The sequence below is a fragment of the Streptomyces sp. NPDC020801 genome (assembly GCF_044334385.1).
Lineage (GTDB): Bacteria > Actinomycetota > Actinomycetes > Streptomycetales > Streptomycetaceae > Streptomyces.
Genome location: NZ_JBIRST010000029.1, coordinates 55485 through 81293, shown reverse-complemented (window position 1 = coordinate 81293; position 25809 = coordinate 55485). Strand labels below are relative to the sequence as shown.

The 25809-nt window shown below is 71.9% G+C and carries 23 protein-coding genes; 6 read left to right on the top strand and 17 right to left on the bottom strand.

All coding sequences use genetic code 11. The annotated features are described in order from the left end of the window. The 16 genes from ACH4UM_RS36980 to ACH4UM_RS36905 all read right to left on the bottom strand — a co-directional run. A partial coding sequence (locus ACH4UM_RS36980) for a flavodoxin-dependent (E)-4-hydroxy-3-methylbut-2-enyl-diphosphate synthase (RefSeq protein WP_398189501.1) occupies positions 1 to 194 on the bottom strand: 194 nt, incomplete at its 3' end. Positions 195 to 198: 4 nt separating this feature from the next. Next, the gene (hpnH, locus tag ACH4UM_RS36975; RefSeq protein WP_398189498.1) at positions 199 to 1221 is read right to left on the bottom strand and encodes an adenosyl-hopene transferase HpnH; all 1023 of its coding nucleotides are present in this window, start codon (positions 1219 to 1221) and stop codon (positions 199 to 201) included. 5 nt (positions 1222 to 1226) lie between these two features. Continuing rightward, positions 1227 to 1901 carry a 1-hydroxy-2-methyl-2-butenyl 4-diphosphate reductase gene (locus ACH4UM_RS36970; protein WP_398189495.1) on the bottom strand — a complete coding sequence of 225 codons (675 nt, stop codon included), beginning with the start codon at positions 1899 to 1901 and terminating at the stop codon, positions 1227 to 1229. After that, positions 1901 to 3940: a squalene--hopene cyclase gene (gene shc, locus ACH4UM_RS36965; RefSeq protein ID WP_398189492.1), complete on the bottom strand. Its 2040-nt coding sequence runs from the start codon at positions 3938 to 3940 to the stop codon at positions 1901 to 1903. The genes ACH4UM_RS36970 and shc overlap by 1 nt, the downstream gene beginning before the upstream one ends. Positions 3941 to 4057: 117 nt before the next feature. Next, entirely contained in the window at positions 4058 to 5197 is a 1140-nt protein-coding gene (locus ACH4UM_RS36960; protein ID WP_398189489.1) for a polyprenyl synthetase family protein, read from the bottom strand. Continuing rightward, positions 5194 to 6624, bottom strand: a complete 1431-nt coding sequence (hpnE, locus tag ACH4UM_RS36955; RefSeq protein WP_398189487.1) for a hydroxysqualene dehydroxylase HpnE — start codon at positions 6622 to 6624, stop codon at positions 5194 to 5196. The genes ACH4UM_RS36960 and hpnE overlap by 4 nt, the downstream gene beginning before the upstream one ends. Further along, entirely contained in the window at positions 6621 to 6761 is a 141-nt protein-coding gene (locus ACH4UM_RS36950; RefSeq protein ID WP_398189485.1) for a DUF6380 family protein, read from the bottom strand. Before ACH4UM_RS36950 ends, hpnE begins: the two co-directional genes overlap by 4 nt. Continuing rightward, positions 6761 to 7711 (bottom strand): presqualene diphosphate synthase HpnD, encoded by a 951-nt coding sequence (hpnD, locus tag ACH4UM_RS36945; protein WP_398189482.1) that lies wholly within the window; start codon positions 7709 to 7711, stop codon positions 6761 to 6763. Before hpnD ends, ACH4UM_RS36950 begins: the two co-directional genes overlap by 1 nt. Continuing rightward, positions 7708 to 8604, bottom strand: a complete 897-nt coding sequence (gene hpnC, locus ACH4UM_RS36940; RefSeq protein WP_398189479.1) for a squalene synthase HpnC — start codon at positions 8602 to 8604, stop codon at positions 7708 to 7710. Before hpnC ends, hpnD begins: the two co-directional genes overlap by 4 nt. Positions 8605 to 8963: 359 nt before the next feature. Then, positions 8964 to 9776: an ABC transporter ATP-binding protein gene (locus tag ACH4UM_RS36935; protein ID WP_398189476.1), complete on the bottom strand. Its 813-nt coding sequence runs from the start codon at positions 9774 to 9776 to the stop codon at positions 8964 to 8966. Further along, positions 9769 to 10698, bottom strand: coding sequence for an ABC transporter permease (locus tag ACH4UM_RS36930; protein WP_398189473.1), 930 nt, complete (start codon positions 10696 to 10698; stop codon positions 9769 to 9771). Before ACH4UM_RS36930 ends, ACH4UM_RS36935 begins: the two co-directional genes overlap by 8 nt. A gap of 103 nt (positions 10699 to 10801) precedes the next feature. Next, a complete protein-coding gene (locus tag ACH4UM_RS36925) occupies positions 10802 to 11647 on the bottom strand; it encodes a glycosyltransferase family 2 protein (protein ID WP_398189512.1) in 846 nt (281 codons plus the stop codon). A 44-nt stretch (positions 11648 to 11691) separates the two neighbouring features. Beyond that, complete coding sequence (locus ACH4UM_RS36920; RefSeq protein ID WP_398189470.1) at positions 11692 to 12471, bottom strand: CDP-alcohol phosphatidyltransferase family protein; 780 nt, start codon at positions 12469 to 12471, stop codon at positions 11692 to 11694. Beyond that, positions 12449 to 13510 carry an iron-containing alcohol dehydrogenase family protein gene (locus tag ACH4UM_RS36915; protein WP_398189467.1) on the bottom strand — a complete coding sequence of 354 codons (1062 nt, stop codon included), beginning with the start codon at positions 13508 to 13510 and terminating at the stop codon, positions 12449 to 12451. Before ACH4UM_RS36915 ends, ACH4UM_RS36920 begins: the two co-directional genes overlap by 23 nt. Continuing rightward, positions 13498 to 14250, bottom strand: coding sequence for a sugar phosphate nucleotidyltransferase (locus tag ACH4UM_RS36910; RefSeq protein ID WP_398189464.1), 753 nt, complete (start codon positions 14248 to 14250; stop codon positions 13498 to 13500). Before ACH4UM_RS36910 ends, ACH4UM_RS36915 begins: the two co-directional genes overlap by 13 nt. Further along, a complete protein-coding gene (locus ACH4UM_RS36905; protein WP_398189461.1) occupies positions 14247 to 16103 on the bottom strand; it encodes a DUF5941 domain-containing protein in 1857 nt (618 codons plus the stop codon). Before ACH4UM_RS36905 ends, ACH4UM_RS36910 begins: the two co-directional genes overlap by 4 nt. Before the next feature lie 433 nt (positions 16104 to 16536). Between ACH4UM_RS36905 and galE the strand changes: the two genes are divergently transcribed. From galE to idi, 3 genes are all read left to right on the top strand, one after another. Further along, on the top strand, positions 16537 to 17508 hold the full coding sequence (galE, locus tag ACH4UM_RS36900; protein ID WP_398189458.1) for a UDP-glucose 4-epimerase GalE: 972 nt from the start codon (positions 16537 to 16539) through the stop codon (positions 17506 to 17508). Between the two features lie 146 nt (positions 17509 to 17654). Next, the gene (locus ACH4UM_RS36895; protein WP_398189455.1) at positions 17655 to 18593 is read left to right on the top strand and encodes a cation diffusion facilitator family transporter; all 939 of its coding nucleotides are present in this window, start codon (positions 17655 to 17657) and stop codon (positions 18591 to 18593) included. 309 nt (positions 18594 to 18902) lie between these two features. After that, positions 18903 to 19493, top strand: a complete 591-nt coding sequence (gene idi / locus ACH4UM_RS36890) for an isopentenyl-diphosphate Delta-isomerase (protein WP_398189452.1) — start codon at positions 18903 to 18905, stop codon at positions 19491 to 19493. Positions 19494 to 19553: 60 nt separating this feature from the next. On the opposite strand, the gene ACH4UM_RS36885 is transcribed toward idi, so the two are convergent. After that, the gene (locus ACH4UM_RS36885; RefSeq protein ID WP_398189509.1) at positions 19554 to 20057 is read right to left on the bottom strand and encodes an ATP-binding protein; all 504 of its coding nucleotides are present in this window, start codon (positions 20055 to 20057) and stop codon (positions 19554 to 19556) included. A gap of 260 nt (positions 20058 to 20317) precedes the next feature. On the opposite strand from ACH4UM_RS36885, the gene ACH4UM_RS36880 reads away from it, so the two are divergent. The 3 genes from ACH4UM_RS36880 (at position 20318) to ACH4UM_RS36870 (ending at position 25534) form a co-directional block, all read left to right on the top strand. Beyond that, complete coding sequence (locus ACH4UM_RS36880; protein ID WP_398189449.1) at positions 20318 to 21073, top strand: enoyl-CoA hydratase/isomerase family protein; 756 nt, start codon at positions 20318 to 20320, stop codon at positions 21071 to 21073. Between the two features lie 387 nt (positions 21074 to 21460). Continuing rightward, complete coding sequence (gene rox, locus ACH4UM_RS36875; protein WP_398189446.1) at positions 21461 to 22900, top strand: rifampin monooxygenase; 1440 nt, start codon at positions 21461 to 21463, stop codon at positions 22898 to 22900. Positions 22901 to 23152: 252 nt separating this feature from the next. Next, positions 23153 to 25534 carry a Tex family protein gene (locus ACH4UM_RS36870; protein WP_398189443.1) on the top strand — a complete coding sequence of 794 codons (2382 nt, stop codon included), beginning with the start codon at positions 23153 to 23155 and terminating at the stop codon, positions 25532 to 25534. Positions 25535 to 25809 lie beyond the last annotated feature (275 nt).

Genomic DNA, 25809 nt, shown 5'->3' with positions numbered 1-25809 from the left:
CCGGACGCGGTCAGTTCCGCGATCTGCTGCAGGGTGGCGCCGATGTCCGACGTACGGGTCGTGGTCATCGACTGCACCGACACCGGGGCGTCTCCACCCACCGCCACGGTGCCGACCCGGATCTGCCGCGACACGCGCCGCTCGGCGATCGGCCGGGCCGGTACCTCGGGTACGCCCAGGGGAATGGCGGTCATGACGTCAGTCCCGGTTTCCGGAGACGGTCTCGCGCATCGCGCGCAGCGACTCCTTCAGCGACCCCATGGTGGCCAGCACGGCGGTGGGCTCGTAGCCGCAGTGCGCCATGCAGTTGGCGCAGCGCGGGTCCTTGCCGCGGCCGTACTTGTCCCAGTCGGTCTCCTCGATGAGTTCGCGGTACGTCGGGACGTATCCGTCGCTCATCAGGTAGCAGGGGCGCTGCCAGCCGAAGAGGGAGTAGTTGGGGATCGCCCACGCGGTGCACGGGAAGTCGACCTTGCCCTCCAGGAAGTCCAGGAAGAGCGGGGAGTGGTTGAGCCGCCAGCGGCGCCGGTTGCCGCCCGCGAAGGCCTTCTTGAACAGCTCCCGGGTCTGCTCCACGCCCAGGAAGTGCTCCTGGTCGGGCGCCTTCTCGTAGGCGTACGCGGGCGAGATCATCATCTCGTCGACCTCGAGGTCGTCGTTGAGGTAGTTGAGCACCTCGATGATGGTCTGCGGGGTGTCGGTGTTGAAGAAGGTGGAGTTGGTGGTCACCCGGAAGCCGCGCCGCTTGGCCTCCTTGATGGCCGCGACCGCCTCGTCGAACACGCCCTCCTTGGCGACCGACTCGTCGTGCCGCTCGCGCAGCCCGTCGATGTGCACGGCGAAGGCGAAGTAGGGGGAGGGCTTGAAGTTGTCCATCTTCTTGCGCAGCAGCATCGCGTTGGTGCAGAGGAAGACGTACTTCCGCTTGGCCACCAGCTGACGCACGATCTCGTCGATCTGCGGGTGCATCAGGGGCTCGCCGCCCGCGATGGACACCATCGGCGCACCGGACTCGAGCACCGCTCCCACGGCCTGCGCGACCGGCATGCGCTGCTTGAGCACACCGGCCGGGTGCTGGATCTTGCCGCACCCCTCGCACTTGAGGTTGCAGGCGAAGAGCGGTTCGAGCTCAACGATCAGCGGGAACTTGTCCCGCCTGCGGAGCTTCTGTTCTGCCAAGTATGTAGCGACCTTGATGGACTGGCGCAGCGGCATGGCCATCTGGCTCACCTCCTGGGGAGCAGCACATTACGGTGCCATTCAAAGAAAGTCGGCAGTACTGAACGAAGGACACGGAAAGCCGATATTCCACCGCGCACCGTGCCGATCCGGACGAGTTCATGTTCTGGTGCGTCCACGACCACCCGGACGGCCGCAACGGGGCGCGCTCCGGCCCGCACGGCACTCAGCAGGGTGGCGGCGGACTCCATGTCGACCGCGATGGCGCCGGTGGCGCGCAGTCCGGACCGTTCGGGGCCGCGGACGACGTGGTCGGAGCCGGTGAGCGGCCCGGTGTGCACGGTGCGCCCGGGCAGGGTGCGGGCGAGTTCCCTGACGAGCAGTTCGGTGCCGACGCAGGTGACGTTTCCGCGCGGGTCCCGGGTCTCCTCGGCGACGACCAGGTCGCCGGGGTGCATGCCCGGGCCGAGTCCCGCGCAGAAGCCCGTGGCGAGCACGGCTGCCCCGTCGAGCGGCGGTTCGGCCAGCACCCTGGTGACGGAGCGTTCCGCCGCCCTGGGGCCCATGCCCGTCCGGACGACGGTGACCGGCCCGCGCGCTTGGTCCCCGGGCACCGGCGCGCCCCTTCCCCGCACGCCGCGATCGCCCATGCGCAGGGCGAGGTGCTCGATGCCGAGCGCGCAGGCGATCAGCAGCGGGGACGGGGCCGGCTGCGCGGCCATCAGCTTCCCTTGGCCTCGGCCAGGGCCTGGCCGGCGGCCGGCTTGCCGGTCCTCGGCCGGTCGGCGAAGGGCTCGCCGTGGACGTACCGGCCGAGCGCGGTGAGCGGGAAGACCTGCCGGTAGAGGTGGTAGTTGATGGAGAAGTCCCAGGGGAAGCCGGTACCGGTGAAGTACGGCTCGTCCCAGGAGCCGTCCTCCCGCTGGGTGGCGGCGAGCCACTGGACGCCCCGCTCGACGGCCTTGGAGTCGCGCTCCCCCGCCGCCAGCAGCGCCATCAGCGCCCACCCGGTCTGCGAGGCGGTGGAGGCGCCCTTCCCGCTCCACTGCTTCACGTCCCGGTAGGAGCGCAGGTCCTCGCCCCAGCCGCCGTCGTCGTTCTGCACCGACTCCAGCCAGGACACCGCGCGGCGGATCGCCGGGTGGGAGCCGGGCAGGCCGGCGGCGGTCAGGGCGGGGACGACCGACCCGGTGCCGTAGAGGTAGTTGACGCCCCAGCGGCCGAACCACGAGCCGTTGGGTTCCTGTTCGGCCAGCAGCCACTCGATGCCCCGCCGGGTGCGCGGGTCGTGGGAGTAGCCCTCCACCGCGAGCATCTCCACTACGTGCGCGGTGACGTCGGCCGACGGCGGGTCGATGACCTCGCCGAAGTCGCAGAACGGCAGGCGGTTGGGGAAGGGGCTGGTGTTGTCGACGTCGAAGGCGCCCCACGCGCCGTTCCTCGACTGCATCCCGAGGTTCCAGCGCACCCCGCGCCCGATGGCCTTGTCCACCCGCTCGGGGTCGTGGTGGCTGACCCGGCGCAGGGCGAGGACGACCTCGGCGGTGTCGTCGATGTCGGGGTAGTTGTCGTTGTGGAACTCGAACGCCCAGCCGCCCGGCGGCAGTCCGGGCCGGCGCACCGACCAGTCGCCGGGGCGCACGATCTGCTCGCCCAGCATCCAGTCGGCGGCCTTCACCAGTTGCGGATGGTCGGCGGGCAGCCCGGCGTCGGCGAGCGCGATGGTGGCCAGGCAGGTGTCCCAGACCGGCGACTGGCAGGCCTCGATCATGCGCGCCCCGTCCTCGCGCCGGACGGCGAAACGGTCCAGCGACTCGAGTCCGGCGCGCATCACCGGATGGTTGAGGTCGTAGCCCATCAGGTGCAGGGCGATGACCGAGTAGACGGCCGGCGGCTGGATGCCGCCCCAGCAGCCGTCGTTCTCCTGCCGCTCGATGATCCAGCGGGCGGCGGTGTTCATCGCGGCCCGGCGCAGCCGCTTCGGGGCGACTTTGCGGAAGGCGTGCAGGGCCTTGTCGATGCGCTGGAAGGCGCCGTCCCAACTCGCCGCCGGCGCGAGGGGCCTGACGGGATTGGGGTGGGCCGGGTCGGTGTGCAGCTCGTCCAGCGGGAAGGGCGCGGGGCGCACCGGGCGCTTGGCGGAGACGATGGTGAGCGGCACGATGGTCTGCCGGGCCCAGCAGCCGAAGTCGTAGATGTTGAGCGGGACCCAGTGGGGGAAGTAGATCAGCTCGGGCGGGAGTTCGGGCAGGTCCTCCCACTTCCACCAGCCGAACAGCGCCAGCCAGATCCGGGTGAAGACGCGGGAGGCGGCGATGCCGCCCCGGGCGCGGATCCAGGCGGAGGCCTTGCGCATGTGCGGTGCGTCCGGTGCGTCGCCGGCCAGCCGGAGGGCGACGTAGGCCTCGACGGTGGTGGACAGTTCGCCCGGTCCGCCGTAGAAGGTGGCCCAGGTGCCGTCCTCGCGCTGTTCACCGCGGATGAAGAGCGCGGCGGCGCGGGTCGTCTCCTCGTCGGGGATGCCCAGGAACTGGCGGAGCAGGAGATCCTCGGCGTCCATCGTGACGTTCGTCTCGAGGTCGCCCTTCCACCAGCCCTCGGCGTCCTGCTTCGCGAGGAGGAAGTCGGTGGCACGCCTGGCGGCGTGTGCGGCGGCTTCTTGTACCCCGGCCGCCACGGGGGTGGTGAGTACGGTTTCGCTGGCCGCGGCAGCGCGGGGCGGCAGGGTGGCCCCGGTGCTTCCGTCGGTCGTCGCTGTCATGGCTTCCCCTTCGTGCAGTCGTGCAAGTCGTGCTGCTGTGGGTCCGCCGTCGGCCGGTGCCTGAAACCCGTGGGGCGCCGGCCGGCGACTACGCGAGGCTGTTTCGGGCGATAACGATCATCTCTTTCGTACGACGACGAAGTCCGCGAGCGCCGCGAACGCGGCCCGGACCTGCCCGGGCATGTCGACGGCGTCGAGGGCTTCGATGGCGATGGTGTGCTGACGGCGCGCCTCCCGGGCCGTCCACTCGCGGCCGCCCGCCTCCTCGATGAGGGCGGCGCGGGCCGCGAACTCCTCCTCGGAGAAGTTCTCGAAGTCGCTGCTCTTGGCGTCGGCGGCGAGGATCTCCCCGAGCCGCCCGGAGGCGTCTCCGCCCGCCGCGAGCGCGGCCACGACCGGCAGCGACTTCTTGCGCTGGCGCAGATCGCTCCAGGTCTGCTTGCCGGTGGCCTCCGGGTCGCCCCAGATGCCGAGGAGGTCGTCGACGGCCTGGAAGGCCAGGCCGAGGTGGTAGCCGTACTTCTCCAGGGCGTCGGCCGTCGCGTCGTCGGCGCCCCCGAGCACCGCGCCGATGGAGCAGGCACAGGCGAGCAGGGCGCCGGTCTTGTTGCCCTCCATCTCCAGGCACTCCTCGACGCTGACGCGGTCGCGGTGCTCGTAGGAGATGTCCTGCGCCTGACCGTCGATCAGGGCGCGGGTGGCGGTGGTCAGCCGGCGGGTGGCGCGGCCGGCCTCGACCGTGCCGAGCTCCAGCAGGACCTCGTTGGCCAGGGCGAACAGCGCGTCGCCGACCAGGATGGCCTGGGCGGGGCCGTGCACCTTCCAGACGGTGTCGCGGTGCCGGCGCTGCTCGTCGCCGTCCATCAGGTCGTCGTGCAGCAGCGAGAAGTTGTGGACCAGTTCCACGGCGACCGCCCCGGGCACACCGGTCTCGGGCGCGGCACCGGTCACCTCGGCGGAGAGCACGGCCAGGGCGGGGCGTACGGCCTTGCCGCCGTCCCCGTGCGCCGGGTTGCCCGCGGCGTCGATCCAGCCGAAGTGGTAGGCGGCGACGGTGTCCATGGGAGGTGCCAGGCGGTCGACGGCCGCCCGCAGTACCGGCGTGGCCAGGGTCCGGCCGCGCTCCAGCAGCGCGGTCACGTCCACCGCGGTCCTTCGAGCGGGCGTCGAGGCCGGGGGCACAGTGGGCACAGTCTCTCCTCTTGTTGCGGTGCCGGAGGTGCGGGGGCCTGCCGCGGGCTGCTGATCGAGCGTCATGCCGCCGCCTCCTCGATGGCGAAGAGGCGACTCGGGCGGGGCCGGCCCAGGGCGCCGAGCGCGGCGTCCGCCGCCCTCACACCACTGCGGACCGCACTCTCCATGGTCGCGGGCCACCCGGTGGCGGTCCACGCTCCGGCCAGGTACAGGCCGGCTGCCTTGGTGCGGGCGCCGGGCCGCAGCCGCCCGACGCCGGGGGTGGGGGCGAACGTCGCCGTGCGCTCCCGGGTCACGAAGAAGTCCGTCACCTCGGCACCGCGGGCCCGGGGCAGCAGGCGCCTCAGTTCGGGCAGGTAGCGCTCGCGCAGCTCGGCCACCGGGGTGTCGATCTCGTCCTGCGCCGCCGACTGGGACAGGGCCAGGTACTGACCGTGCTTCAACCCGGACGCCCCGGTGCGGTCGAAGACCCACTGCACCGGGGTCCCGAGGGCCGCGAAGAAGGGCGCGCGGAGCACGGTGCGGTCGTAGACGACGTGGACGTTGAGGATCGGGGCGGTGTCGATGCGCAGCAGCCGGTCCGGGTCGTCCAGGGCACCCGGCGGCAGCAGGGCGTGGGCCTCGCGCTGGGGTACGGCGAGGACGACCGCGTCGGCCTCGAGCGTCTCGCCGGGAACCTGAACGCTCCAGCCCCCGTTTTCGTTGTTGGAGACGGAGGTGACGCGTGTACGGACCTCGGTACGCACGCCCGCGGAGTCGAGCGCCCTGCGGGCCAGCCGGTCGTGCAGTTCGCCCAGCGGGACGCGGGCCCAGCCGATGTCGGCCGCGCCCGGGTCGGACAGCAGACCGGTCTTGAACACCATCGCGGCGAGCCCCAGCGAGGCGTCGGAGACGACCGCGTTGAGGGTGGCGACCCCGACCAGGTCCCACAGGGCCTCGACGGCACGCGCCGACTGACCGTGCGCGGTCAGCCAGCTGCCGAAGTCCTGTGCGTCCAGGGCCGGATCGGCCAGGTCGAGGCCCTTCAGCGCGAGCGCGGCACGGCCCACGGCGGCCCGCTCGGCCAGCGAGAGATGCGGGTAGGCCGCGAGGCTGCGCCCGAGGTGCAGGGGTACGGGCAGCGGGTCGCGCCGCAGCCTGCCGAGCCGGCGACCCTCGGGCCGGGTGGCGTCGAGAACGGGCACGTCGAGACGGTTCTGCAGCGGAGCCAGCGGTGCGCCGCCGATCCGGTCCAGGAACCAGCGGTAGGCGGTGCAGCAGCGAAGGTACACGTGCTGGCCGTTGTCGACGGCCAGGTCGCCCCGCTGGAAGGAGAAGGCCAGTCCGCCCAGGCGCGGCCGGCCCTCCAGCAGCGTCACGCGGACCTGGGCGTCGGCGAGCGCGAGGGCGGTGGTCAGGCCGGCGAGCCCGCCGCCGATCACGACGACGTGCCGCCCGGCGGGTCCCGGGACGCCGGTGAGCGGTCTCTCCGGCCGCGTGCCGTCGGTCATCGTGCGCCCTCCCCTGTGCGCCCGCCGCGGTGAGCGGGTGCCCCGCGGTCGGCCGTCGCCGTCAGGGACGCCGTCCGGCACCGGAGGGTTGCCCGCCGTTTTTCACCGGTGGAGTCACCGTTGACTGAATTGTCCATCAGGCGCGCCTCCTGACGGTCTGCCGGGTCACGTGCCGGGCGTCGAGGCCGGACAGTCCCCGCACCGCGACGTACGCCTTCTCCCGCCCGGGCAGCGAGACCCGGCCGCGCAGCACGGCCTGAGGGTCGCGCTCGATGCGGTCGAGCAGCCGGCGGTAGATCCCGGCCATGGCGGCGACACACGCGCCGCTGCGCCGGTCCAGCATGGGCAGCAGCCGGTAGCCCTCGGCGAACAGGGCCCGCGCCCGTCGCACCTCGAAGTGCACCAGACCGGCGAAGTCGGAGCCCTCCGGCGGGGTGGAGCCGTGGAATCCGGCAGAGCAGCCGAACTTGGCGAGGTCGTCGGCGGGCAGATACGTACGGCCGCCCTCGGCGTCCTCGCGGACGTCCCGGAGGATGTTGGTCAACTGCAGCGCGAGACCCAGCGTGTCGGCGTACTCGGGGGCGCGCTCGGCGCCACGCGCGCCGCGCTCGGTGCCGAACACGCCGAGCGAGAGCCGGCCGATGGCCCCGGCCACGCACCGGCAGTACACCTTCAGGTCGTCCCAGGTCTCGTACGTCTCGCCGCGAACGTCCTTCAGGACGCCGTCGATGAGTTCGTCCAGGCCGCCGAGCGGGATCGGGAAGGCGCTGGCGGCGTGGGTGAGGGCGACCGCGACGGGGTCGGTGTCGTCGTCCTCGACCGCGCCCTCGCGGACCCGGCCGAGCAGTGCCCGGGTGTCCTCCAGCCGGGTGATCTTGACGTCGTCCGCCAGCGCCCCGTCGCCGATGTCGTCGACGCGCCGGGAGAACGCGTACAGCGCCGACATCGCGCGGCGCTTGGGCGCCGGCAGCAGTCTGATGCCGTAGGCGAAGTTGCGTGCCTGCTGTCCGGTGACGGCCTCGCAGTAGCTGTAGGCGGCGAGTACCGGTGCGGCCACGTGCTGTTCCGACTCCACGGCCCGGATCACCCCTCTCCTCGCAGAGTCACGCCCACCTCGCGCAGCAACTGGACCTTGCCGGGCTTGGGCGGGCCGGGAAGTACGTCGTAATCGGCGGCGGCGATCGCGCCGATCGCCGCCCTTCCCCCCGCCACGAACCCTGCGAGCAGCAGCTTCAACCTGCCGTGGACGCTACCCACCAGGGGGGCGCCTTCATTCAGCAGAACGCGGGCGCGTTCTGCTTCGTATGCGACCAGTGCGCGCACCGATGCGCCCGCGGTGGGCGTGGCGAGATCCGCCTCCTGGACGTCAAAGCGTTTCATGTCCGTGGCGGGCAGGTAGATGCGGTCGCGTTCGAGGTCCTCCCTGACGTCCTGGAGGTGCTCGACGATCTGCAGGGCGGTGCAGACCGCGTCGGAACGGCGGATCCGCTCGGGGGTCGAGGTGCCGGTGACTGCGAGGACGAGGCGGCCCACGGGGTTGGCGGACAGTTCGCAGTAGGCGAGGAGGTCGTCGTAGGTCTCGTAGCGCGTGACGAGCTGGTCCTGGCGGTTGGCGGCGATCAGGCCGAGGAACGGCGCGGGGGTCAGCGAGCGGCGGCGGACGGTGGGCTGCAGCCGGCGCAGCAGGGGGTGGCGCGGGCTGCCGTCGAAGACCCGGCGCAGATCGGCCTCGAAGGCGTCCAGGAGGACGAAACGGTCCTCCGCCTCGGCGGCCGACACGCCGAGCAGCCGGGCGTCGGCACCGCCGGGGGCCAGATCGCCGTCGCCGATGTCGTCGACGAGGCGGGCGAAGCCGTAGACGGCCATGAGGTCGGCACGCCAGGCCCGGGGCAGGAAGAACGGCGCCACGGGGAAGTTCTCGCCCGCGGCCTTGTCGAGGGTGGCGCGTTCCGGATCACGCGCCGTGCCGGTTCGCGTCATCGTCCGCTGCCCGGCGCGGGGACGGCACATGCTGCGTTGAGCTGGGGAGTTTCCGTAGCCATTGCCGTCACATCTCCCGTTCTACACTGCCGACCCAACACACACTATTTCGGACACGCCGCCCGGCCGTCCGTGGGGCGGCCCGGGCGGAGGATGTCGCGCATTATCTCCCCACTTGCCGCTTTCCGGGACCGGTACAGCTTACGTTGTACAGCGCAGCCGGCTCCGCGGGGGCGTCCCGCACATCACAACAACACACCGATTGGTGTCAAGATTCCTAAGCCCAGCGGTAGTTGACCTTTCCTTTGCAGACGCGGGCCCCGCCGGAGCCAGTTCCGGCGGGGCCTGTGTCGCGCAGGCTACTTGCCCGTGAACTTCTCGTACTCCTTGAGCACCTCTTCGGTGGGGCCGTCCATGCGGAGTTCCCCGCGTTCCAGCCACAGCACCCGGTCGCAGGTGTCACGGATCGACTTGTTGTTGTGGCTGACGAGGAAGACGGTGCCGGCCTCCTTGCGCAGCTCCCGGATGCGGTCCTCGGAGCGCTTCTGGAACTTGCGGTCGCCGGTGGCCAGGGCCTCGTCGATCATGAGGACGTCGTGGTCCTTGGCGGCCGCGATGGAGAAGCGCAGCCGGGCCGCCATGCCGGAGGAGTAGGTGCGCATCGGCAGGGTGATGAAGTCACCCTTCTCGTTGATGCCGGAGAAGTCGACGATGTCCTGGTATCGCGCCTTGATCTCCTCACGCGACATGCCCATGGCCAGCCCGCCCAGGATGACGTTGCGCTCACCGGTGAGGTCGTTCATCAGCGCCGCGTTCACGCCGAGCAGCGAGGGCTGGCCGTCGGTGTAGACCTTGCCCTTCTCGGCGGGCAGCAGGCCGGCGATGGCACGCAGCAGGGTGGACTTGCCGGAGCCGTTGGAGCCGATCAGGCCGATCGCCTCGCCGCGGTAGGCGACGAAGGAGACGCCCCGCACCGCGTGCACCTTGCGCACGCCCCGCTTCGCGTCGTCGGAGCCACGCTTGAGGATGCGGCTGAGGGCGGCGGTGGCACTGCCCTTGCCGGACTTGGCGCCGTTGACCCGGTAGACGATGTGCAGCTCGTCCGCGATGACGGTGGGGACCCGCTCCCCGGCGTGCCGCGCGGCGTCCTGTACGGTGTTCTGCTCAGCCACGGCCGTACCTCTCCTCCGCCTTCCAGAAGTACACGAAGCCGCCGGCGAAGACGGCCACGGCCCAGAAGAGGGCGAGCGCCCAGACGTGCGGCGGGAGGTGCGAGGCACCGTAGCCGTCGATCAGCGCGAACCGGATGAGGTCCATGTAGACCGCGGCGGGGTTGGCCTGCATCAGACGGATGAACCACTCGGGCTTGCCGGCCAGCATGCCGCTGATGGAGAACATCACGCCCGAGGCGTACATCCAGGTGCGCAGCAGGAACGGCATCAGCTGGGCGAGGTCGGGGGTCTTGGCCCCCATCCGGGCCAGGATCAGCGCCAGACCCGTGTTGAACATGAACTGCAGCACCAGCGCCGGGACGATCAGCAGCCAGGCCAGGCTCGGGTAGCTGCCGAAGGCCATCGTCACGACGAACACCACGAGCATCGAGAAGAGCAGCTGCTGGAGCTGCTGCAGCGCGAACGAGATCGGCAGCGAGGCACGCGGGAAGTGCAGTGCGCGCACCAGGCCCAGGTTGCCGGAGATCGCGCGTACGCCCGCCATCACCGAGCTCTGGGTGAAGGTGAACACGAACACCCCGATCACCAGGAACGGGATGTACGTCTCGCGCCCCAGGCCCCGGCCGGCCTTGAGGATCACGCCGAAGATGAAGTAGTACACGGCCGCGTTCAGCAGCGGGGTCGCCACCTGCCACAGCTGGCCGAGCTTGGCCTGGCTGTACTGGGCGGTCAGCTTCGCCTGGGAGAAGGCGATGATGAAGTGGCGGCGGCCCCAGAGCTGGCGGACGTACTCCATGAGCGGAGGCCGGGCGCCACTGACGGACAGCCCGTACTTCGCCGCGAGCTCGGTCGCCGTGAGGCCCTCGCTTGGCGACACGGCCGCGCCGAGGGCGACGCCGCCGTCATGCGTTGTCTCACTCACAAGTGGATACTTTCGTCTTCGGGATGCCCAGCCTGTGCGGATGTACGGGCATGGCACGGGCGCACGGGCCGGGCATGGCCGGTGCTCCCAGGAAACGAGCTTGTCAGATGACCGGTGGCCGGCCCAGTCGGGTGAGCCGCCACACCGTGCGCCACTTCATGGGCCGGCGGGGCCCGCACGATGTGGTCCAGCCCTCCCGGAAGCCCCCGAACCAGGCCTTCAGCGCCGGGCGCGAGGGACGGCGGGCGAGGGTGAGCAGCAGCCAGACCCCGAGGTAGACCGGGACCAGGAGGGCGGGGAGGTTCCGGCGGGCCAGCCAGACCCGGTTGCGGGCGACCATGCGGTGGTACACCGCGTGCCGCGAGGGCGCGGTCGTCGGGTGGTACAGCACCATGTCGGACCGGTAGTCGATCATCCAGCCCGCGTCGAGGGCCCGCCATGCCAGGTCGGTTTCCTCGTGCGCGTAGAAGAATTCCTCCGGCAGGCCGCCGACTTCCGCGAAGACGCGGGTACGGACCGCGTTGGCCCCGCCGAGGAAGGTGGTGACCCGGGAGGAGCGCATCGGGTCGGAGGCGCGCAGCCGCGGCACGTGGCGGCGCTGGGTCTCACCGGTGTCCGGGTCGGCGATACGGAAACTGATGATGCCGAGCTCGTCGTCGGCCGCGAACGCCTGGCGGCACAGCTCGGCGGTGTCGTGGCGGGCCAGGAGCCCGTCGTCGTCGAGGAAGAGCAGTACGTCGACTTCGCGGCCGCCCGGCCCGAAGGCCTCGATCCCGACGTTGCGGCCCCCGGGGATGCCGAGGTTCTCGGGCAGCTCGACGGTCCTGACGCCCTCGGGGACGTCCGGGACGGGCGAGCCGTTGCCGACGACGACCACCTCGACGCGGTCGCCGTGCTGCCCCGCGACCGAGTCGAGCAGCGCGCGGAGCTCGTCGGGGCGGTTGCCCATGGTGATGATCACCGCGCCGACCTTCGGCGAAGACGTCACGGAACTCACCGCAGCCTGCTCGAGGCGAGGACGGACACCAGGTGCAGCAGCGTCTGCAGGAGCGCGATGGCGGCGAGGACCGCGGTACCGAGCCGGGTGAAGAACAGGTCGCCCCTGATCTGATCGGCGATCGCCAGGACCAGGATCAGCAAAGACGCCTCGATGCCGAGGATCAGCCGGTGGAACTTGAGCGCCGCGGCCGCCCTGCGGGCCAGCGCCATGCCGGAGGAGCGCGGCTCGGACGCGGCCTCCTTCACCGGCGGCAGCCCGCCCTGGTGACGGGCGACACCGACGAGGTCGGTCTCGGCCTTGATCAGGATCGCGCCGAGGGCGGCCAGGGTGCCCAGGAAGGCCCAGAGCCAGTCGATCCGCCCCTGACCCCACGGGTCGGCGGCGCGCAGGCCGAGGCCGACGAGGACCGCGGCGTCGGTCAGGTAGGCGCCGACCCGGTCCAGGTAGACCCCGCCGAGCGAGTACTGCTGCTTCCAGCGCGCGACCTCGCCGTCGACGCAGTCCAGCAGCAGGTACAGCTGGACCATCACCACGCCGAGCACCGCGCCCGCGATCCCGGGCACCAGCAGGGCCGGGGCCGCCAGTACGCCGCACACGGTCATCAGGTAGGTGAGCTGGTTGGGCGTGATCCTGGTGCCCACCACATAGCGGTCGATCCGCAGGGACACCTCGCGCATGTAGAGGCGCCCCGCCCAGTGCTCGCCGCTGCGCCGGTCCTTGACCCCCGCGGGGTGGACGACCGGTCTCAGTTCAGCTACCGATGGTCTTGACATAGTCGAGGTAGGAGTCCTTGATCTGTTCGGTCTTGAGGTCGAGGTGTTCGAGGATCGTGTAGCGGCCGGGCCGGGTCTCCGGGGCGAACGCCACGGCCCGGACGAACTCGTCCACCGTGAAGCCGATCTCCTCCGGCAGCACCGGCAGCCCGTGCCGACGCAGCACCTCGGCCATGAAGGCCGACTCCTCGTGGGCCCCGCGCAGGTGCATCGCGAAGGCCGCGCCCAGCCCGCACTGCTCGCCGTGGCTCGCGGCGCGCTTGGGGAAGAGCAGGTCGAAGGCGTGGTTGATCTCGTGGCAGGAGCCCGAGGCGGGGCGCGAGTCGCCCGAGATGGACATCGCGACACCGGTCAGGACCAGCGCCTCGGCCAGCACCTGCAGGAAACCGTTGTCACCGATGCCACCGGGGTGCCTGAGCACCGCCTCGCCTGCCTGCCGGGCCATGGCGGCGGCCAGGCCGTCGATCTTCTCGCCGTTGACGCGGGCCGCGAGCTCCCAGTCCGCGATCGCGTTGATGTTGGAGATCGCGTCACCGATGCCCGCGCGGACGAAGCGGGCCGGGGCCTCGCGGATCACGTCCAGATCGATGACGACGGCGATCGGGTTCGGCACTCCGTACGAGCCGCGGCCCGCGTCGTTGTCGAGGGTGGCCACCGGGGAGCACAGGCCGTCGTGCGCGAGGTTCGTGGGCACGGCGACCAGGGGCAGGCCGACACGTGCCGCGGCGAACTTGGCACAATCGATGATCTTGCCGCCGCCCAGGCCCACCACCGCGTCGTAGCGGCCGGACTTCATCTCGCCGGCGAGGCGGATCGCGTCGTCGAGGGTGCCGCCGCCCACCTCGAACCAGGTGGCACCCGGCAGTGAGGGGGCGATCCGCTCGCGCAGCCGCGCGCCGGAGCCGCCGCTGACCGCGACGGCCAGCCGCCCGGAGTGCGAGATCCGCTCGTCCGCGAGGACGCTCGCCAGATCGTCCAGCGCTCCGGCGCGGATGTCGACGACGACCGGCGACGGAATGAGCCGGGTCAGTACTGGCACGCGATCTCCCGCCCCCGGGCCAGGTCGTCGTGGTTGTCGATCTCGACCCACTTGACGTCGCCGATCGGCGCCACGTCGATCTTGAAGCCCCGGTCGACGAGCTCCTGGTAGCCGTCCTCGTAGTACAGCTGCGGGTCCCGCTCGAAGGTGGTCTTCAGCGCGTCGGCCAGCTCCTCGGCCGCCTCGCCCTCGATGAGGGTGACACCGATGTACTCGCCGGTCGCCTCGGCCGGGTCCATCAGCTTCGTGATCCGCTGCACGCCCTTGTCCGGGTCGACGACGACCTTCATCTCCTCGTCGGCGAGCTTCTTCACCGTGTCGAGGGCGAGGATGATCCTCCTGCCCTCGCCGCGGGCGGCGAGCAGGGTCTTCTCGACGGAGACCGGGTGGACGGTGTCGCCGTTGGCGAGGATCACACCGTCCTTCAGCGCGTCACGGCCGCACCACAGGGAGTAGGCGTTGTTCCACTCCTCGGCCTTGTCGTTGTCGATCAGGGTCAGCTTCAGGCCGTACTTCTGCTCCAGGGCGGCCTTGCGCTCGTAGACGGCCTCCTTGCGGTAGCCGACGATGATGCCGACCTCGGTCAGGCCCACCTCGGCGAAGTTGCCGAGCGTGAGGTCGAGCACCGTCAGGCTGTCCTCCGCACCCTCGGGCCCCACCGGCACCAGCGCCTTGGGCAGGGTGTCGGTGTAGGGGCGCAGACGCCGTCCGGCGCCGGCCGCCAGCACGAGGCCGATCATGCGGGTTCTCCTTCGTCGTGTACGGCGGGTGCGCCTCTCAGATGAGAGGCGACCCAGAAGCGGATGCTCTCGGTGAGCACCACGAGGGCGACGCCCACGGCGAGGACCGTGAGCGCGGCCGTGAACTGAGCGGCGGTGAGCAGGGAGGCCAGCACGGTGACGAGCAGCGTCCGCCCTTCCTGCCCCCCGATGGCGCGCACCAGCCAGGCCGGCGGCGCTCCGGCGTTGCCGCGGATGCGGTACACCGTGTCGTAGTGATGGTAGGCGACGGCGGCCACCAGGCCGAAAGCCGCTGGAAGGGCTCCGTTCGCATCGGCCGCCGCGGCCAGGGCGAGGACGGTGCCGTATTCGGCGGCACGGAAGACCGGGGGGACCAGCCAGTCCAGGGCGCCCTTGAGCGGGCGGGCGACGGCGAGAGCCGAGGTGAGCACGTAGAACAGGGCGCCGAGGACCGGCCGGACGCCGCCGAAGCCGGTCAGGGCGGAGGTGGCGAGGACTGCGAGGGCGCCGAGCAGGGCGACGGCCGGGACGGCGATACCGGGGAGCCGGCGTGCGCCCTTCCGGGCCGGGCCGGCCAGGGCCTGGGTGAGCGGTCCGCTGTCGGCGAGGTCCCCCAGCGCCTGCGCGGCCCGGTCGGTGCTCCCCCAGTGCTTGACGCCTGGGGGGACCCCCACCGCCTTCCGGGTCACCGAGCGCAGCACACGGCCCGCGGTGGTGTACGTGGCGGCGAAGGCGCAGCCGATGAGCAGGGCGTAGAAGGTGGTACGGGGGGTGGTGGCCGCCGTGAGCACGGCGATCATGGCCCAGCGCTCGCCGATGGGCAGGACGATCATCCGGCGCAGCCAGACCGTCCAGCCGACGCTGTCCAGCCTGTTGGACAGGGCGGCGGTGGGGCTGGTGTTGGCGGTGGCGGCCGTATCCCCGACGTTCGCCTCGTTGAAGGAGAAGTCGACGACGTGCCGGCAGGTCTGCAGGACCATGGCGCCCAGCGCGAGGGCCCATACGTCGTCACCGCCGCGCGCGGCGCCGAGGGCGAGTCCGGCGTAGTAGGCGTACTCCTTGGCCCGGTCGAAGGTGGCGTCCAGCCAGGCGCCGAGCGTGGAGTACTGCAGCGAGTAGCGGGCGAGCTGGCCGTCGGTGCAGTCCAGCACGAACGAGGCGATGAGCAGCACGCCGGCGGCGACGAAGCCGCCGCGGGTGCCGGTGGCGGCACAGCCGGCCGCTATGAGGGCGGTGAGCAGGGAGGCGGTGGTGACCTGGTTGGGGGTCAGGCCACGGCGGGCGCACCAGCGGGCCAGGTAGCGCGAGTACGGGCTGATGAAGAAGGTGGTGAAGAAGCCGTCGCGGGCCTTGACGGCCGACTTCAGGCGGATCGCCTCGTCGTCGACGGCGGCGACGGCCTGGCGTGCCTCGTTGCGGGCCTGGGGGTCGCCGGGGACTGCGGCAACGAGGCTGCCGAGCTCGGGGCGGTGAACGCCGGCGCCGTCGGCGTCCAGGGCGGCGACGATCCGGTCGGCGAGGCTGCCGACGGCGATCGCGGTGCCGCCGCCGGCGGAGGTCTCCCGGGCCATCGCACGGGTCAGGGCCTGGCGGCCGTCCGGCTGGGCGGTGACGGCGCCGGGGACGGCGGCTAGCGGGAAGCGGGGGTCGGTCAGACCCAGGCGCAGGGAGTGCACATGGCCGACGAAACGGGCGTCGACGATGGCGACCCTCCGGTCGGCCGGCACCTGGGCGAGGAGGGTCTCGGCGTCGGTGGCGTCGGCCGCGGCCCGCACGTCGAAGCCGAGGGACCGCAGATCGCCCTCGATCGACGATCCGGGGACCGGCTGACCGGTGAGGATGGCGGTCGACAAACCGAACTCACTCCCTGGGTGCCGACGCGTCTGCGCCGGTCATGTGCAAGATGGGGGCGCCGCTTGCCTGTGGCACCCCGGCGGCATGTCGGCAGAGGCTATCGGATGCCGTCGGGCCCGCGTTCACCGCCCGTTCACGGGCCGATCAGCACGGTCTGCTGCAGACTTCGCCGCGATCATCATCGGTGATCCCGGGGCCGGGCCACAAACTCCGTGCCACATCGGGCATTCATCGCATACGCACGCCCCCCGCGCCACGGGGCCGGCCCGGGCCGGACGGCGGGTGGATCCGGTCCGGCCCGCACAGCGGGCGCTTCGGGGCAGGAGTGCGGACGGGGTGGCGGGCGAGACCGGGGCGGGAGCGGGTCGCCGGGCGGCGGTCGCCGGGCGGCGGTGGCGGGGCCGGGCGGGGTCCGGCATAGGGTGGACGACCATGACATGGCTGATCACCGGCGGGGCCGGGTACATCGGGGCACATGTGGCGCGGGCCATGGCCGGGGCCGGGGAACGGGTGGTCGCACTGGACGACCTGTCGGCCGGGCACGCCGCGCGGCTGCCCGAGGACGTGCCGCTGGTCCGCGGGTCGTCGCTGGACGGGGAACTGCTCAAGCGGGTGTTCGCCGAGCACACGGTGACCGGGGTGGTGCACCTGGCCGCGCGCAAGCAGGTCGCCGAGTCCGTCGCACAGCCGACCCGCTACTACCAGGAGAACGTGGGCGGCCTCGCGACCCTGCTCGGCGCGGTGGCCGAGGCCGGGATCGGGCGCTTCCTGTTCTCCTCCTCGGCGGCCGTCTACGGCAACCCCGACGTGAACCTCATCACCGAGGACACCCCGTGTGACCCGGTGAACCCCTACGGCGAGACCAAGCTCGCCGGGGAGTGGCTGGTCCGGGCGGCGGGGCGGGCGCACGGCATCGCGACGGTGTGCCTGCGCTACTTCAACGTGGCCGGCGCCGCCGCTCCCGAACTCGCCGACACCGGCGTCTTCAACATCGTCCCGATGGTCTTCGACCGCCTCACCCGCGACGAGGCCCCGCGGATCTTCGGCGACGACTACCCGACGCCGGACGGCACCTGCATCCGTGACTACATTCACGTCGCCGACCTCGCGGACGCCCATCTGGCGGCGGCCCGCCGGCTGGCCGACGCGGAGGCCGGCGGTGACCTCACCGTGAACATCGGGCGCGGTGAAGGGGTGTCGGTGCGTGAGCTGATCACGGTCATCGGCGAGGTCACCGGCGACCGGCGGGCGCCCCTGGTCGAGGCCCGCCGCCCCGGGGACGCGCCCCGCGCCGTCGCCTCGGCGGAGCGGGCCGCGGCGGAGCTGGGCTGGCGGGCCCGGCGCGGGGTGGAGGAGATGGTTTCCTCGGCATGGCGGGGATGGCAGCTGCATCACGGCGCGTGAACCGGATCGTGCCCTGACCTGCGATTCGTTTACGCAGGTCAGGGCACATGACAACGGTGTTCAGTGCCGCGTTGCCCCATACCCCCCTCCCGTAGTTCACTGTGGTCCCGGGCGGAACAGCGGAACACAGGAGGGCGGTCAGTCACATGGGGGCCGGTCACGACCACGGGCACGCGCACGGCGTCGCCGCAACCGGTACGGCGGCGGCAGCACACCGCGGCACGCTGCGTGTCGCGCTGTCGATCACGCTGGGCGTGATGGTGGTGGAGATCGTCGGCGGTGTGCTCGCGGACTCGCTCGCGCTGGTCGCGGACGCCGCCCACATGGCGACGGACGCCGTGGGCCTGGGCATGTCGCTGCTCGCCATCCACTTCGCGAACCGCCCGCCGAGCCGCAACCGCACCTTCGGCCTGGCCCGCGCCGAGATCCTCGCCGCGCTCGCCAACTGCCTGCTGCTGCTCGGCGTCGGCGGCTACGTGCTCTACGAGGCCGTCCAGCGTTTCTTCACACCCGCCGACACCCAGGGCGGACTGATGATCTGGTTCGGTCTGGTCGGCCTGGTCGCGAACTCGGTCTCCCTGACGCTGCTGATGCGCGGCCAGAAGGAGAGCCTGAACGTGCGCGGCGCCTTCCTCGAGGTGGCAGCGGACGCGCTCGGCTCGCTGGCGGTCATGATCTCGGCCGCGGTCATCCTGCTCACCGGCTGGCAGGCCGCCGACCCGATCGCCTCACTCGTCATCGGTGTGATGATCGTGCCGCGTACCGTCAGGCTGCTGCGCGAGACCCTCGAGGTGCTGCTCGAGGCGGCCCCGAAGAACGTCGACATGGGCGAGGTGCGGGCGCACATCCTGGCGCTGGACGGTGTGGAGGACGTGCACGACCTGCACGCCTGGACGATCACCTCCGGCATGCCGGTTCTCTCCGCGCACGTGGTGGTGAGCTCCGAGGTGCTGAGCGCCATCGGCCACGAGAAGCTGCTGCACGAGCTGCAGGGCTGCCTCGGCGACCACTTCGACGTCGAGCACTGCACCTTCCAGCTGGAGCCGGGCGGACACGCCGAGCACGAAGCCCGCCTGTGCCACTGAGCCACCCGTGCCACTGAAACGTCCGTCCCGCTGGACCGCGTGCCGCTGAGGCCGCCCTGCGTCCGGCTCCCGGCGCGCGCGGCGCCCGCGCCGGAACGCATCGGTCCGGCGCGCGCCCGCGTCCTCCCCGTCGGGGAGGACGGGCGGTTCCGGGTCCGCCCCGCCGGGCACGATCATCCAGCGGGTCTCACCTGCCGTACCGGACCGGTGACGGCCGCGGCGCGGGACATGCGGGTGTGCCGGGAAGTGCCGGGAGTGCCGGTTTCGTACGGCAGACTTGGGGCTCGAGGACCGATGTGAAGGATGGGTATGCCGATCACACCTGCCACCGCGACGCACAGCTCGTCGAACGGCACCGCGGACGCGATTTTGCTGGAACTGGTCGACGAGAGCGGCGTGGCGATCGGCACCGCGGAGAAGCTCGCCGCCCACCAGCCGCCCGGACAGCTGCACCGCGCCTTCTCCGTGTTCCTCTTCGACGAGCGCGGCCGGCTGCTGCTGCAGCAGCGGGCGCTGGGCAAGTACCACTCCCCCGGTGTGTGGTCCAACAGTTGCTGCGGCCATCCCTACCCCGCTGAGGCGCCCTTCGCGGCTGCGGCCCGGCGGACGTACGAGGAGCTCGGGGTCTCCCCCTCGCTGCTCGCGGAGGCGGGCACCGTCCGCTACAACCACCCGGACCCGGCCTCGGGCCTGGTGGAGCAGGAGTACAACCATCTCTTCGTCGGCCTGGTGCAGTCCCCCCTGCGGCCGGACCCGGAGGAGATCGGCGACACGGCGTTCGTGACGCCCGCCGAGCTGGCGGAGCGGCACGCCAAGGACACCTTCTCCTCCTGGTTCCCGACCGTGCTGGACGCGGCGCGTCCCGCGATCCGGGAGCTGACGGGCGCCGCCGGCTGGTGAAGCGCGGCCGGCGGGTGCCGCACGACCGGGTGTCGTACACCTGCGGTCCGGTCCGCCCGGCTACCGGGCGGGTTTGAGTGGCAGGGCGGCCCAGATCACCTTGCCGCCGCCGGCCGTGTGCTCCACGTCGCACACCCCGCCCGCCTCCCGGGCGATCTCGCGGACCAGCAGCAGTCCGCGCCCGCCGGTCCGCCCGTGGTCGGCCTCCAGCGCGGTCGGGCGGTAGGGATGGTTGTCCTCCACGGACACCCGCACCCACTCGGCGCCGACGGCGACCTCCACGGCGAGCATCGGCGACAGCAGCGCCGCGTGCCGTACGGCGTTCGTGACCAGCTCGGACACGATGAGCAGCAGCCCGTGGACCAGGTCGTCCGAGGCCGGCACTCCCTGGCGCAGCAGCAGGTCCCGTACGGCGTGCCGGGCCTGCGGGACCGAGGCGTCGACGGCGGGTGCGGTGAACCGCCAGACCCCCTCGTACGGCAGTGGATCGGGCAGCCCGTCCGCCAGGGGTACCCCCGCGCCGCCTTCTGGACGCGGGTCGTGCCCGCGCCCGTGGTTGTCCATCGTCGGGTCGCCACCCTCGCGCTCGATTGTCACCACACGTCGAGTGTTGGTAACGCACCACTGCACCCCCAAGACCTGAACACAAGTCAGCTGATTTCGAGCGCCTTCCGACCGGCTGGGCCCGAGTTGGTCAAGAAGAGGACCGTTCCTGCCCGGTCCGCGCCGACTTCTCGAACTATTCGGGTTGTACGGTCCGCGGGTCCCTTTCGGCCGTCCGGCCGGTGACCATGCCGCTCGGCAGGGCCGATAGCATCCGGCGCATGGAGCCGCAACTGCTGCACGACGTCACCGACGCGGTCGCCACCGTCGTCGTCCACCACCCGGCCAAGCGCAACGCCATGACGGCCGCGATGTGGCGGGCGCTGCCCACGTTGCTGGACGGCCTCGCGGCCGATCCGGGCGTGCGGGCGCTGGTGCTGACCGGCGCGGACGGCACGTTCTGCGCGGGTGCCGACATCTCCACGCTGCGCGACTCGCCGCAGGAGGCGCAGCGCCTGGCGGTGCGCGCCGAGGAGGCGCTCGCCGCGTTCCCCAAGCCGACCCTGGCGGCGGTGCGCGGGCACTGTGTGGGCGGCGGCGCCCAGCTCGCGGCGGCCTGCGATCTGCGGTTCGCGGAGGCGGGGGCACTGTTCGGGGTGACGCCCGCCAAGCTCGGGATCGTCTATCCCGCCTCCTCCACCCGGCGGTTGGTGTCCCTGGTGGGTCCGGCCACCGCCAAGTACCTGCTCTTCTCGGGCGAGCTGATCGATGCGGAGCGGGCGCTGCGCACCGGCCTGGTCGACGAGGTGCTGCCGGAGGGCGAACTGGCCAAGCGCGTCGCGGAGTTCACCCGGGTCCTGGTGGCGCGTTCGCAGCTGACGCAGGCCGCGGCGAAGGAGTTCGCGGACGGCCGCACCGACCGCGACGCCCACTGGGCCGGGCAGGCGCGCGGCAGCGGTGACACCGCGGAGGGGGTCGCCGCGTTCCTGGAGCGCAGGGCGCCGCGGTTCTCGTACAGCGTGTCCACCGGAGGATGAAGCGGCTGCGGGCGCGGAGGGCGCCGACCGGGTGCGCGGGCGCCCTCTGAGGGGACCCGGCGGCGTAGGGCGGCCGCGGGTCGCGCTTCGTGGCCGCCTGCCCGGGACTTGCTGTGACTGGGCGAGACGGGTGACACGGAGGTGGGGCGGAGAACTCGCGCCAAGCGCCGAATGGCCGCGCTCTCGACGGCGTCACCGCTTCGGGAGGGGGCCTGTCCGTCCCCAACGGACAACAAAGGCAAGGAGAACACCCACTCCTTGCCACTTTCAACTTATAGCGCGCGGGGGGCCTTGCGGCAAGGCCCGGGTCGTGCCGCAGAATGCTCGGCCAAGGCCAGAGCCTGCGGAAACGGCAGATTCTTCCAGTCGCGTCGAATGGGTGTCCTGATGATTGACGTGATCGTGGTCGGCGGCGGACCGACCGGCTTGATGCTGGCCGGCGAGCTTCGGCTGCACGGCGTGCACGTGCTCGTGCTGGAGAAGCTGACCGAACCGACCGGGCAGTCCCGCGGGCGCGGCCTGCACGCGCGCAGCGTCGAGATGATGGACCAGCGCGGCCTGCTGGACCGGTTCCTCGCCGTCAGTGAGAAGTTCCAGGTCGGCGGTTTCTTCGGCGGCATCCACAAGCCGTGGCCGGACCGGCTGGACACGGCGCACCCGTACGGCCTCTCCACCCTGCAGCCGGTCACCGAGCGGCTGCTCGACGAGCGGGCCCTCGAACTCGGTGCCGAGATCCGGCGCGGTTGCGAAGTGGTCGGGCTGAGCCAGTCCGATGACGCGGCCGCGGCCGGGGTGACCGTCGAGCTGGCGGACGGCACGCAACTGCGCTCGCGCTACCTCGTCGGGTGCGACGGCGGCCGCAGTGCGGTGCGCAGGGAGCTCGGCGTCGGCTTCCCCGGTGAGCCCGCCAAGGTCGAGACGCTGCTGGGCGACATGGAGATGAGCGAGGATCCGGCGACGGTCGCAGCCGTCGTCGCGGAAGTCCGCAAGACCCAACTGCGGTTCGGCACCATCCCCAACGGGGACGGGACGTACCGCATCGTCGTGCCCGCCGACGGGGTGGCCGAGGACCGTGCGACCGCGCCGACCCTGGAGGAGTTCAAGCAGCAGCTGCGGGTGTTCGCGGGCACGGACTTCGGCGTGCACTCGCCGCGCTGGCTCTCCCGGTTCGGCGACGCCACCCGGCAGGCCGAGCGCTACCGGGTCGGCCGGGTGCTGCTGGCCGGCGACGCGGCGCACATCCACCCCCCGACCGGCGGGCAGGGGCTCAACCTCGGTGTGCAGGACGCGTTCAACCTCGGCTGGAAGCTGGCCGCCGCGGTCAACGGCTGGGCACCGGAGGGGCTGCTGGACAGCTACCACACCGAACGGCACCCGGTGGGCGCCCGCGTGCTGGACAACACCCGCGCGCAGATCACGCTGCTGGGCACCGATCCGGGTGCGACCGCGCTGCGGGAGCTGTTCTCGAAGCTGATGGACTTCGAGGAGGTGAACCGCTACGTGACCGGGATGATCACCGCAATCGGGGTCCGCTACGACTTCGGCGAGGGCCATGAACTGCTCGGCCGGCGGATGCGGGACCTGAAGCTGAGGCAGGGGCGCCTCTACGAGCTGATGCACGGCGGCCGCGGACTGCTGCTCGACCAGACCGGCCGGCTCTCGGTGCGGGGCTGGGCGGATCGGGTCGACCACGTCGTCGACGTCAGCGAGGAACTGGACGTGCCCGCGGTGCTGCTGCGGCCGGACGGCCACGTGGCGTGGGTCGGTGCGGATCAGCAGGATCTGCTCAGCCGGCTGCCCGAGTGGTTCGGTGCTGCCGTCGGCTGAGCGCGCGGTCGCGGTTCGACGCGCGGTCGCGGTTCGACGCGCGGTCGCGGTTCGACGCGCGGTCGCGGTTCGACGCGCGGTCGCGGTTCGAAAGGGTGGCATCTGTCCCCGGCGGGGTTCGGTGCGGTCCGGTGCCGTACCTCCGTCCCGCCCGTCACACTCGCCCCGCCGTGTGCCGCCCTGATCCCCGGTTGCCGGTGCGGCCTGCCACAATTGCGGCGCAACCCGAAGTGGAGAAGGCGGTACGGGATCGTGACGACACCCCTCACAGGGTCCATCGAAGGCAGGATCGCCGAGGAGCTCGGCGTACGGGAGCGGCAGGTCAAGGCCGCCGTGGAGCTGCTCGACGGCGGTTCGACGGTGCCCTTCATCGCGCGCTACCGCAAGGAAGCGACCGAGATGCTCGACGACGCGCAGCTGCGCACGATCGAGGAGCGGCTGCGTTATCTGCGGGAGCTGGAGGAGCGGCGGACGGCGATCCTGGAGTCGGTGCGCGAGCAGGGCAAGCTCACCGGGGAACTCGAGGCGCAGATCCGCGGCGCCGAGACCAAGGCGCGGCTGGAGGACGTCTACCTGCCGTACAAGCCGAAGCGGCGGACCAAGGCGCAGATCGCGCGGGAGGCGGGCCTGGAGCCGCTGGCCGAGGGGCTGCTCGGTGACCCGGGCGTCGAGCCGCTCGCCGCGGCGGCCGCCTTCGTGGACGCGGACAAGGGGGTGCCCGATCCGCAGGCCGCGCTCGACGGTGCGCGGGCGATCCTCACCGAGCGGTTCTCGGAGGACGCCGACCTGATCGGAGAGCTGCGCGAGCGCATGTGGGTGCGCGGGCGGCTGGCGGCCAAGGTTCGCGAGGGCAAGGAGGAGGCGGGCGCCAAGTTCGCCGACTACTTCGACTTCACCGAGCCGTTCACCGAGCTGCCCTCGCACCGGATCCTGGCGATGCTGCGCGGCGAGAAGGAGGAGGTCCTGGACCTCGTCCTGGAGCCCGAGGAGCCCACGGACGGCCCGTCGTCGTTCGAGGGCATCGTGGCGCACCGCTTCGGCATCGCCGACCGCGGCCGGCCCGCCGACAAGTGGCTGAAGGACACGGTCCGCTGGGCCTGGCGCACCCGCCTCCTCGTCCACCTGGGCATCGACATGCGCCTCAGGCTGCGTACGGCCGCCGAGGACGAGGCGGTCAACGTGTTCGCGGCCAACCTGCGCGACCTGCTGCTCGCCGCCCCGGCGGGCACCCGCGCGACGCTGGGTCTGGACCCGGGCTTCCGTACCGGTGTGAAGGTGGCCGTGGTCGACGCGACCGGCAAGGCCGTGGCGACCGACGTGATCCATCCCCATGTCCCGGCCAACAAGTGGGACGAGGCGATCGGCAGGCTGGCGCGCCTCGCCAAGGAGCACGAGGTCGAGCTGATCGCCATCGGCAACGGCACGGCCTCCCGCGAGACCGACAGGCTCGCCGGCGAACTGATCACCAGGCACCCGGAGCTGAAGCTCACCAAGGTGATGGTGTCGGAGGCGGGCGCGTCGGTGTACTCGGCGTCCTCCTACGCCTCGCAGGAACTGCCGGGCATGGACGTCTCGTTGCGCGGCGCCGTCTCCATCGCCCGCCGGCTGCAGGACCCGCTGGCCGAGCTGGTGAAGATCGACCCCAAGTCGATCGGTGTCGGCCAGTACCAGCACGACCTGTCCGAGGTGAAGCTGTCCCGCTCGCTGGACGCGGTGGTCGAGGACTGTGTGAACGGCGTGGGCGTGGACGTCAACACCGCGTCCGTACCGCTGCTCACGAGGGTCTCCGGCATCACCTCCGGGCTGGCCGAGAACATCGTGGCGCACCGGGACACCAACGGCCCGTTCACCTCGCGCGGCCAGCTGAAGAACGTCTCGCGGCTCGGTCCGAAGGCCTACGAGCAGTGCGCGGGCTTCCTCAGGATCCGCGGCGGCGACGACCCGCTGGACGCCTCCAGCGTGCACCCCGAGGCGTACCCGGTGGTGCGGCGCATGGTGAAGACCACTGGCCAGGAGGTGGCCTCCCTCGTCGGCAACACGGGCGTGCTGCGTTCCCTGAAGCCGGCCGACTTCGTGGACGACACCTTCGGTCTGCCGACGGTCACCGACATCCTCAAGGAGCTGGAGAAGCCAGGACGCGACCCGCGGCCGGCCTTCCGGACGGCCACCTTCAAGGAGGGCGTGGAGAAGATCTCCGACCTGTCGTCCGGGATGATCCTGGAGGGCGTGGTGACGAATGTGGCGGCCTTCGGCGCGTTCGTGGACGTCGGTGTCCACCAGGACGGTCTGGTGCACGTCTCGGCGATGTCGAGGACGTTCGTGAAGGACCCGCGGGACGTGGTCAAGCCGGGTGACATCGTCAAGGTCAAGGTGCTCGACGTCGACATTCCACGCAAGCGGATCTCGCTGACCCTGCGCCTGGACGACGAGGCGGCGCCGCAGGACCGGCAGGGGCAGGGCGGCGGCGGTGAGCGGCGGCAGCGCGGCGGGCGTCCGCCGCAGCAGCGCCAGGGCCGCGGTGGCGGTGGCGGCGGCGGTGGCGGCTCGCGCCAGGCGCCACCGCCCGCCAACAGCGCCATGGCCGACGCGCTGCGCCGCGCTGGTCTGGTGGACCCGAAGAACGGCCGACGCTGACGACTGCGGGCCCGAACTCGCTGCAGCTGAGGGCGAGTTCGGGCCCGCTCGTCCAATCCGGGCCGTAGAGCCAATCCGGGCCGCAGGAGCCAATCCGGGGCGCCGGCAATCGGTGCCTTCCGGCGGGTCCGGTCAGCGGCCCCTCCGGGCAACCCGCACCGGACGGCCGGTCCGGCCGGCGGCCCGTCCCGTCAATGCGGCCCCTCCGGGCAACCCGCACCGGACGGCCGGTGCGGTCAGCCGCCCGTCCCGCCGGTGCGGGGCCGTCCGGCCGG

Bases quoted from the DNA above. Each gene is read 5' to 3' on its own strand.
- hpnH (WP_398189498.1), bottom strand. From the start codon at position 1,221: ATGGCCATGCCGCTGCGCCAGTCCATCAAGGTCGCTACATACTTGGCA.
- ACH4UM_RS36970 (WP_398189495.1), bottom strand. From the start codon at position 1,901: ATGGCCGCGCAGCCGGCCCCGTCCCCGCTGCTGATCGCCTGCGCGCTC.
- shc (WP_398189492.1), bottom strand. From the start codon at position 3,940: ATGACAGCGACGACCGACGGAAGCACCGGGGCCACCCTGCCGCCCCGC.
- ACH4UM_RS36960 (WP_398189489.1), bottom strand. From the start codon at position 5,197: ATGACGCTCGATCAGCAGCCCGCGGCAGGCCCCCGCACCTCCGGCACC.
- hpnE (WP_398189487.1), bottom strand. From the start codon at position 6,624: ATGACCGACGGCACGCGGCCGGAGAGACCGCTCACCGGCGTCCCGGGA.
- ACH4UM_RS36950 (WP_398189485.1), bottom strand. From the start codon at position 6,761: ATGGACAATTCAGTCAACGGTGACTCCACCGGTGAAAAACGGCGGGCA.
- hpnC (WP_398189479.1), bottom strand. From the start codon at position 8,604: ATGACGCGAACCGGCACGGCGCGTGATCCGGAACGCGCCACCCTCGAC.
- ACH4UM_RS36925 (WP_398189512.1), bottom strand. From the start codon at position 11,647: ATGGGCAACCGCCCCGACGAGCTCCGCGCGCTGCTCGACTCGGTCGCG.
- ACH4UM_RS36920 (WP_398189470.1), bottom strand. From the start codon at position 12,471: ATGTCAAGACCATCGGTAGCTGAACTGAGACCGGTCGTCCACCCCGCG.
- ACH4UM_RS36910 (WP_398189464.1), bottom strand. From the start codon at position 14,250: ATGATCGGCCTCGTGCTGGCGGCCGGCGCCGGACGGCGTCTGCGCCCC.
- galE (WP_398189458.1), top strand. From the start codon at position 16,537: ATGACATGGCTGATCACCGGCGGGGCCGGGTACATCGGGGCACATGTG.
- ACH4UM_RS36895 (WP_398189455.1), top strand. From the start codon at position 17,655: ATGGGGGCCGGTCACGACCACGGGCACGCGCACGGCGTCGCCGCAACC.
- idi (WP_398189452.1), top strand. From the start codon at position 18,903: ATGCCGATCACACCTGCCACCGCGACGCACAGCTCGTCGAACGGCACC.
- ACH4UM_RS36885 (WP_398189509.1), bottom strand. From the start codon at position 20,057: ATGGACAACCACGGGCGCGGGCACGACCCGCGTCCAGAAGGCGGCGCG.
- ACH4UM_RS36880 (WP_398189449.1), top strand. From the start codon at position 20,318: ATGGAGCCGCAACTGCTGCACGACGTCACCGACGCGGTCGCCACCGTC.
- rox (WP_398189446.1), top strand. From the start codon at position 21,461: ATGATTGACGTGATCGTGGTCGGCGGCGGACCGACCGGCTTGATGCTG.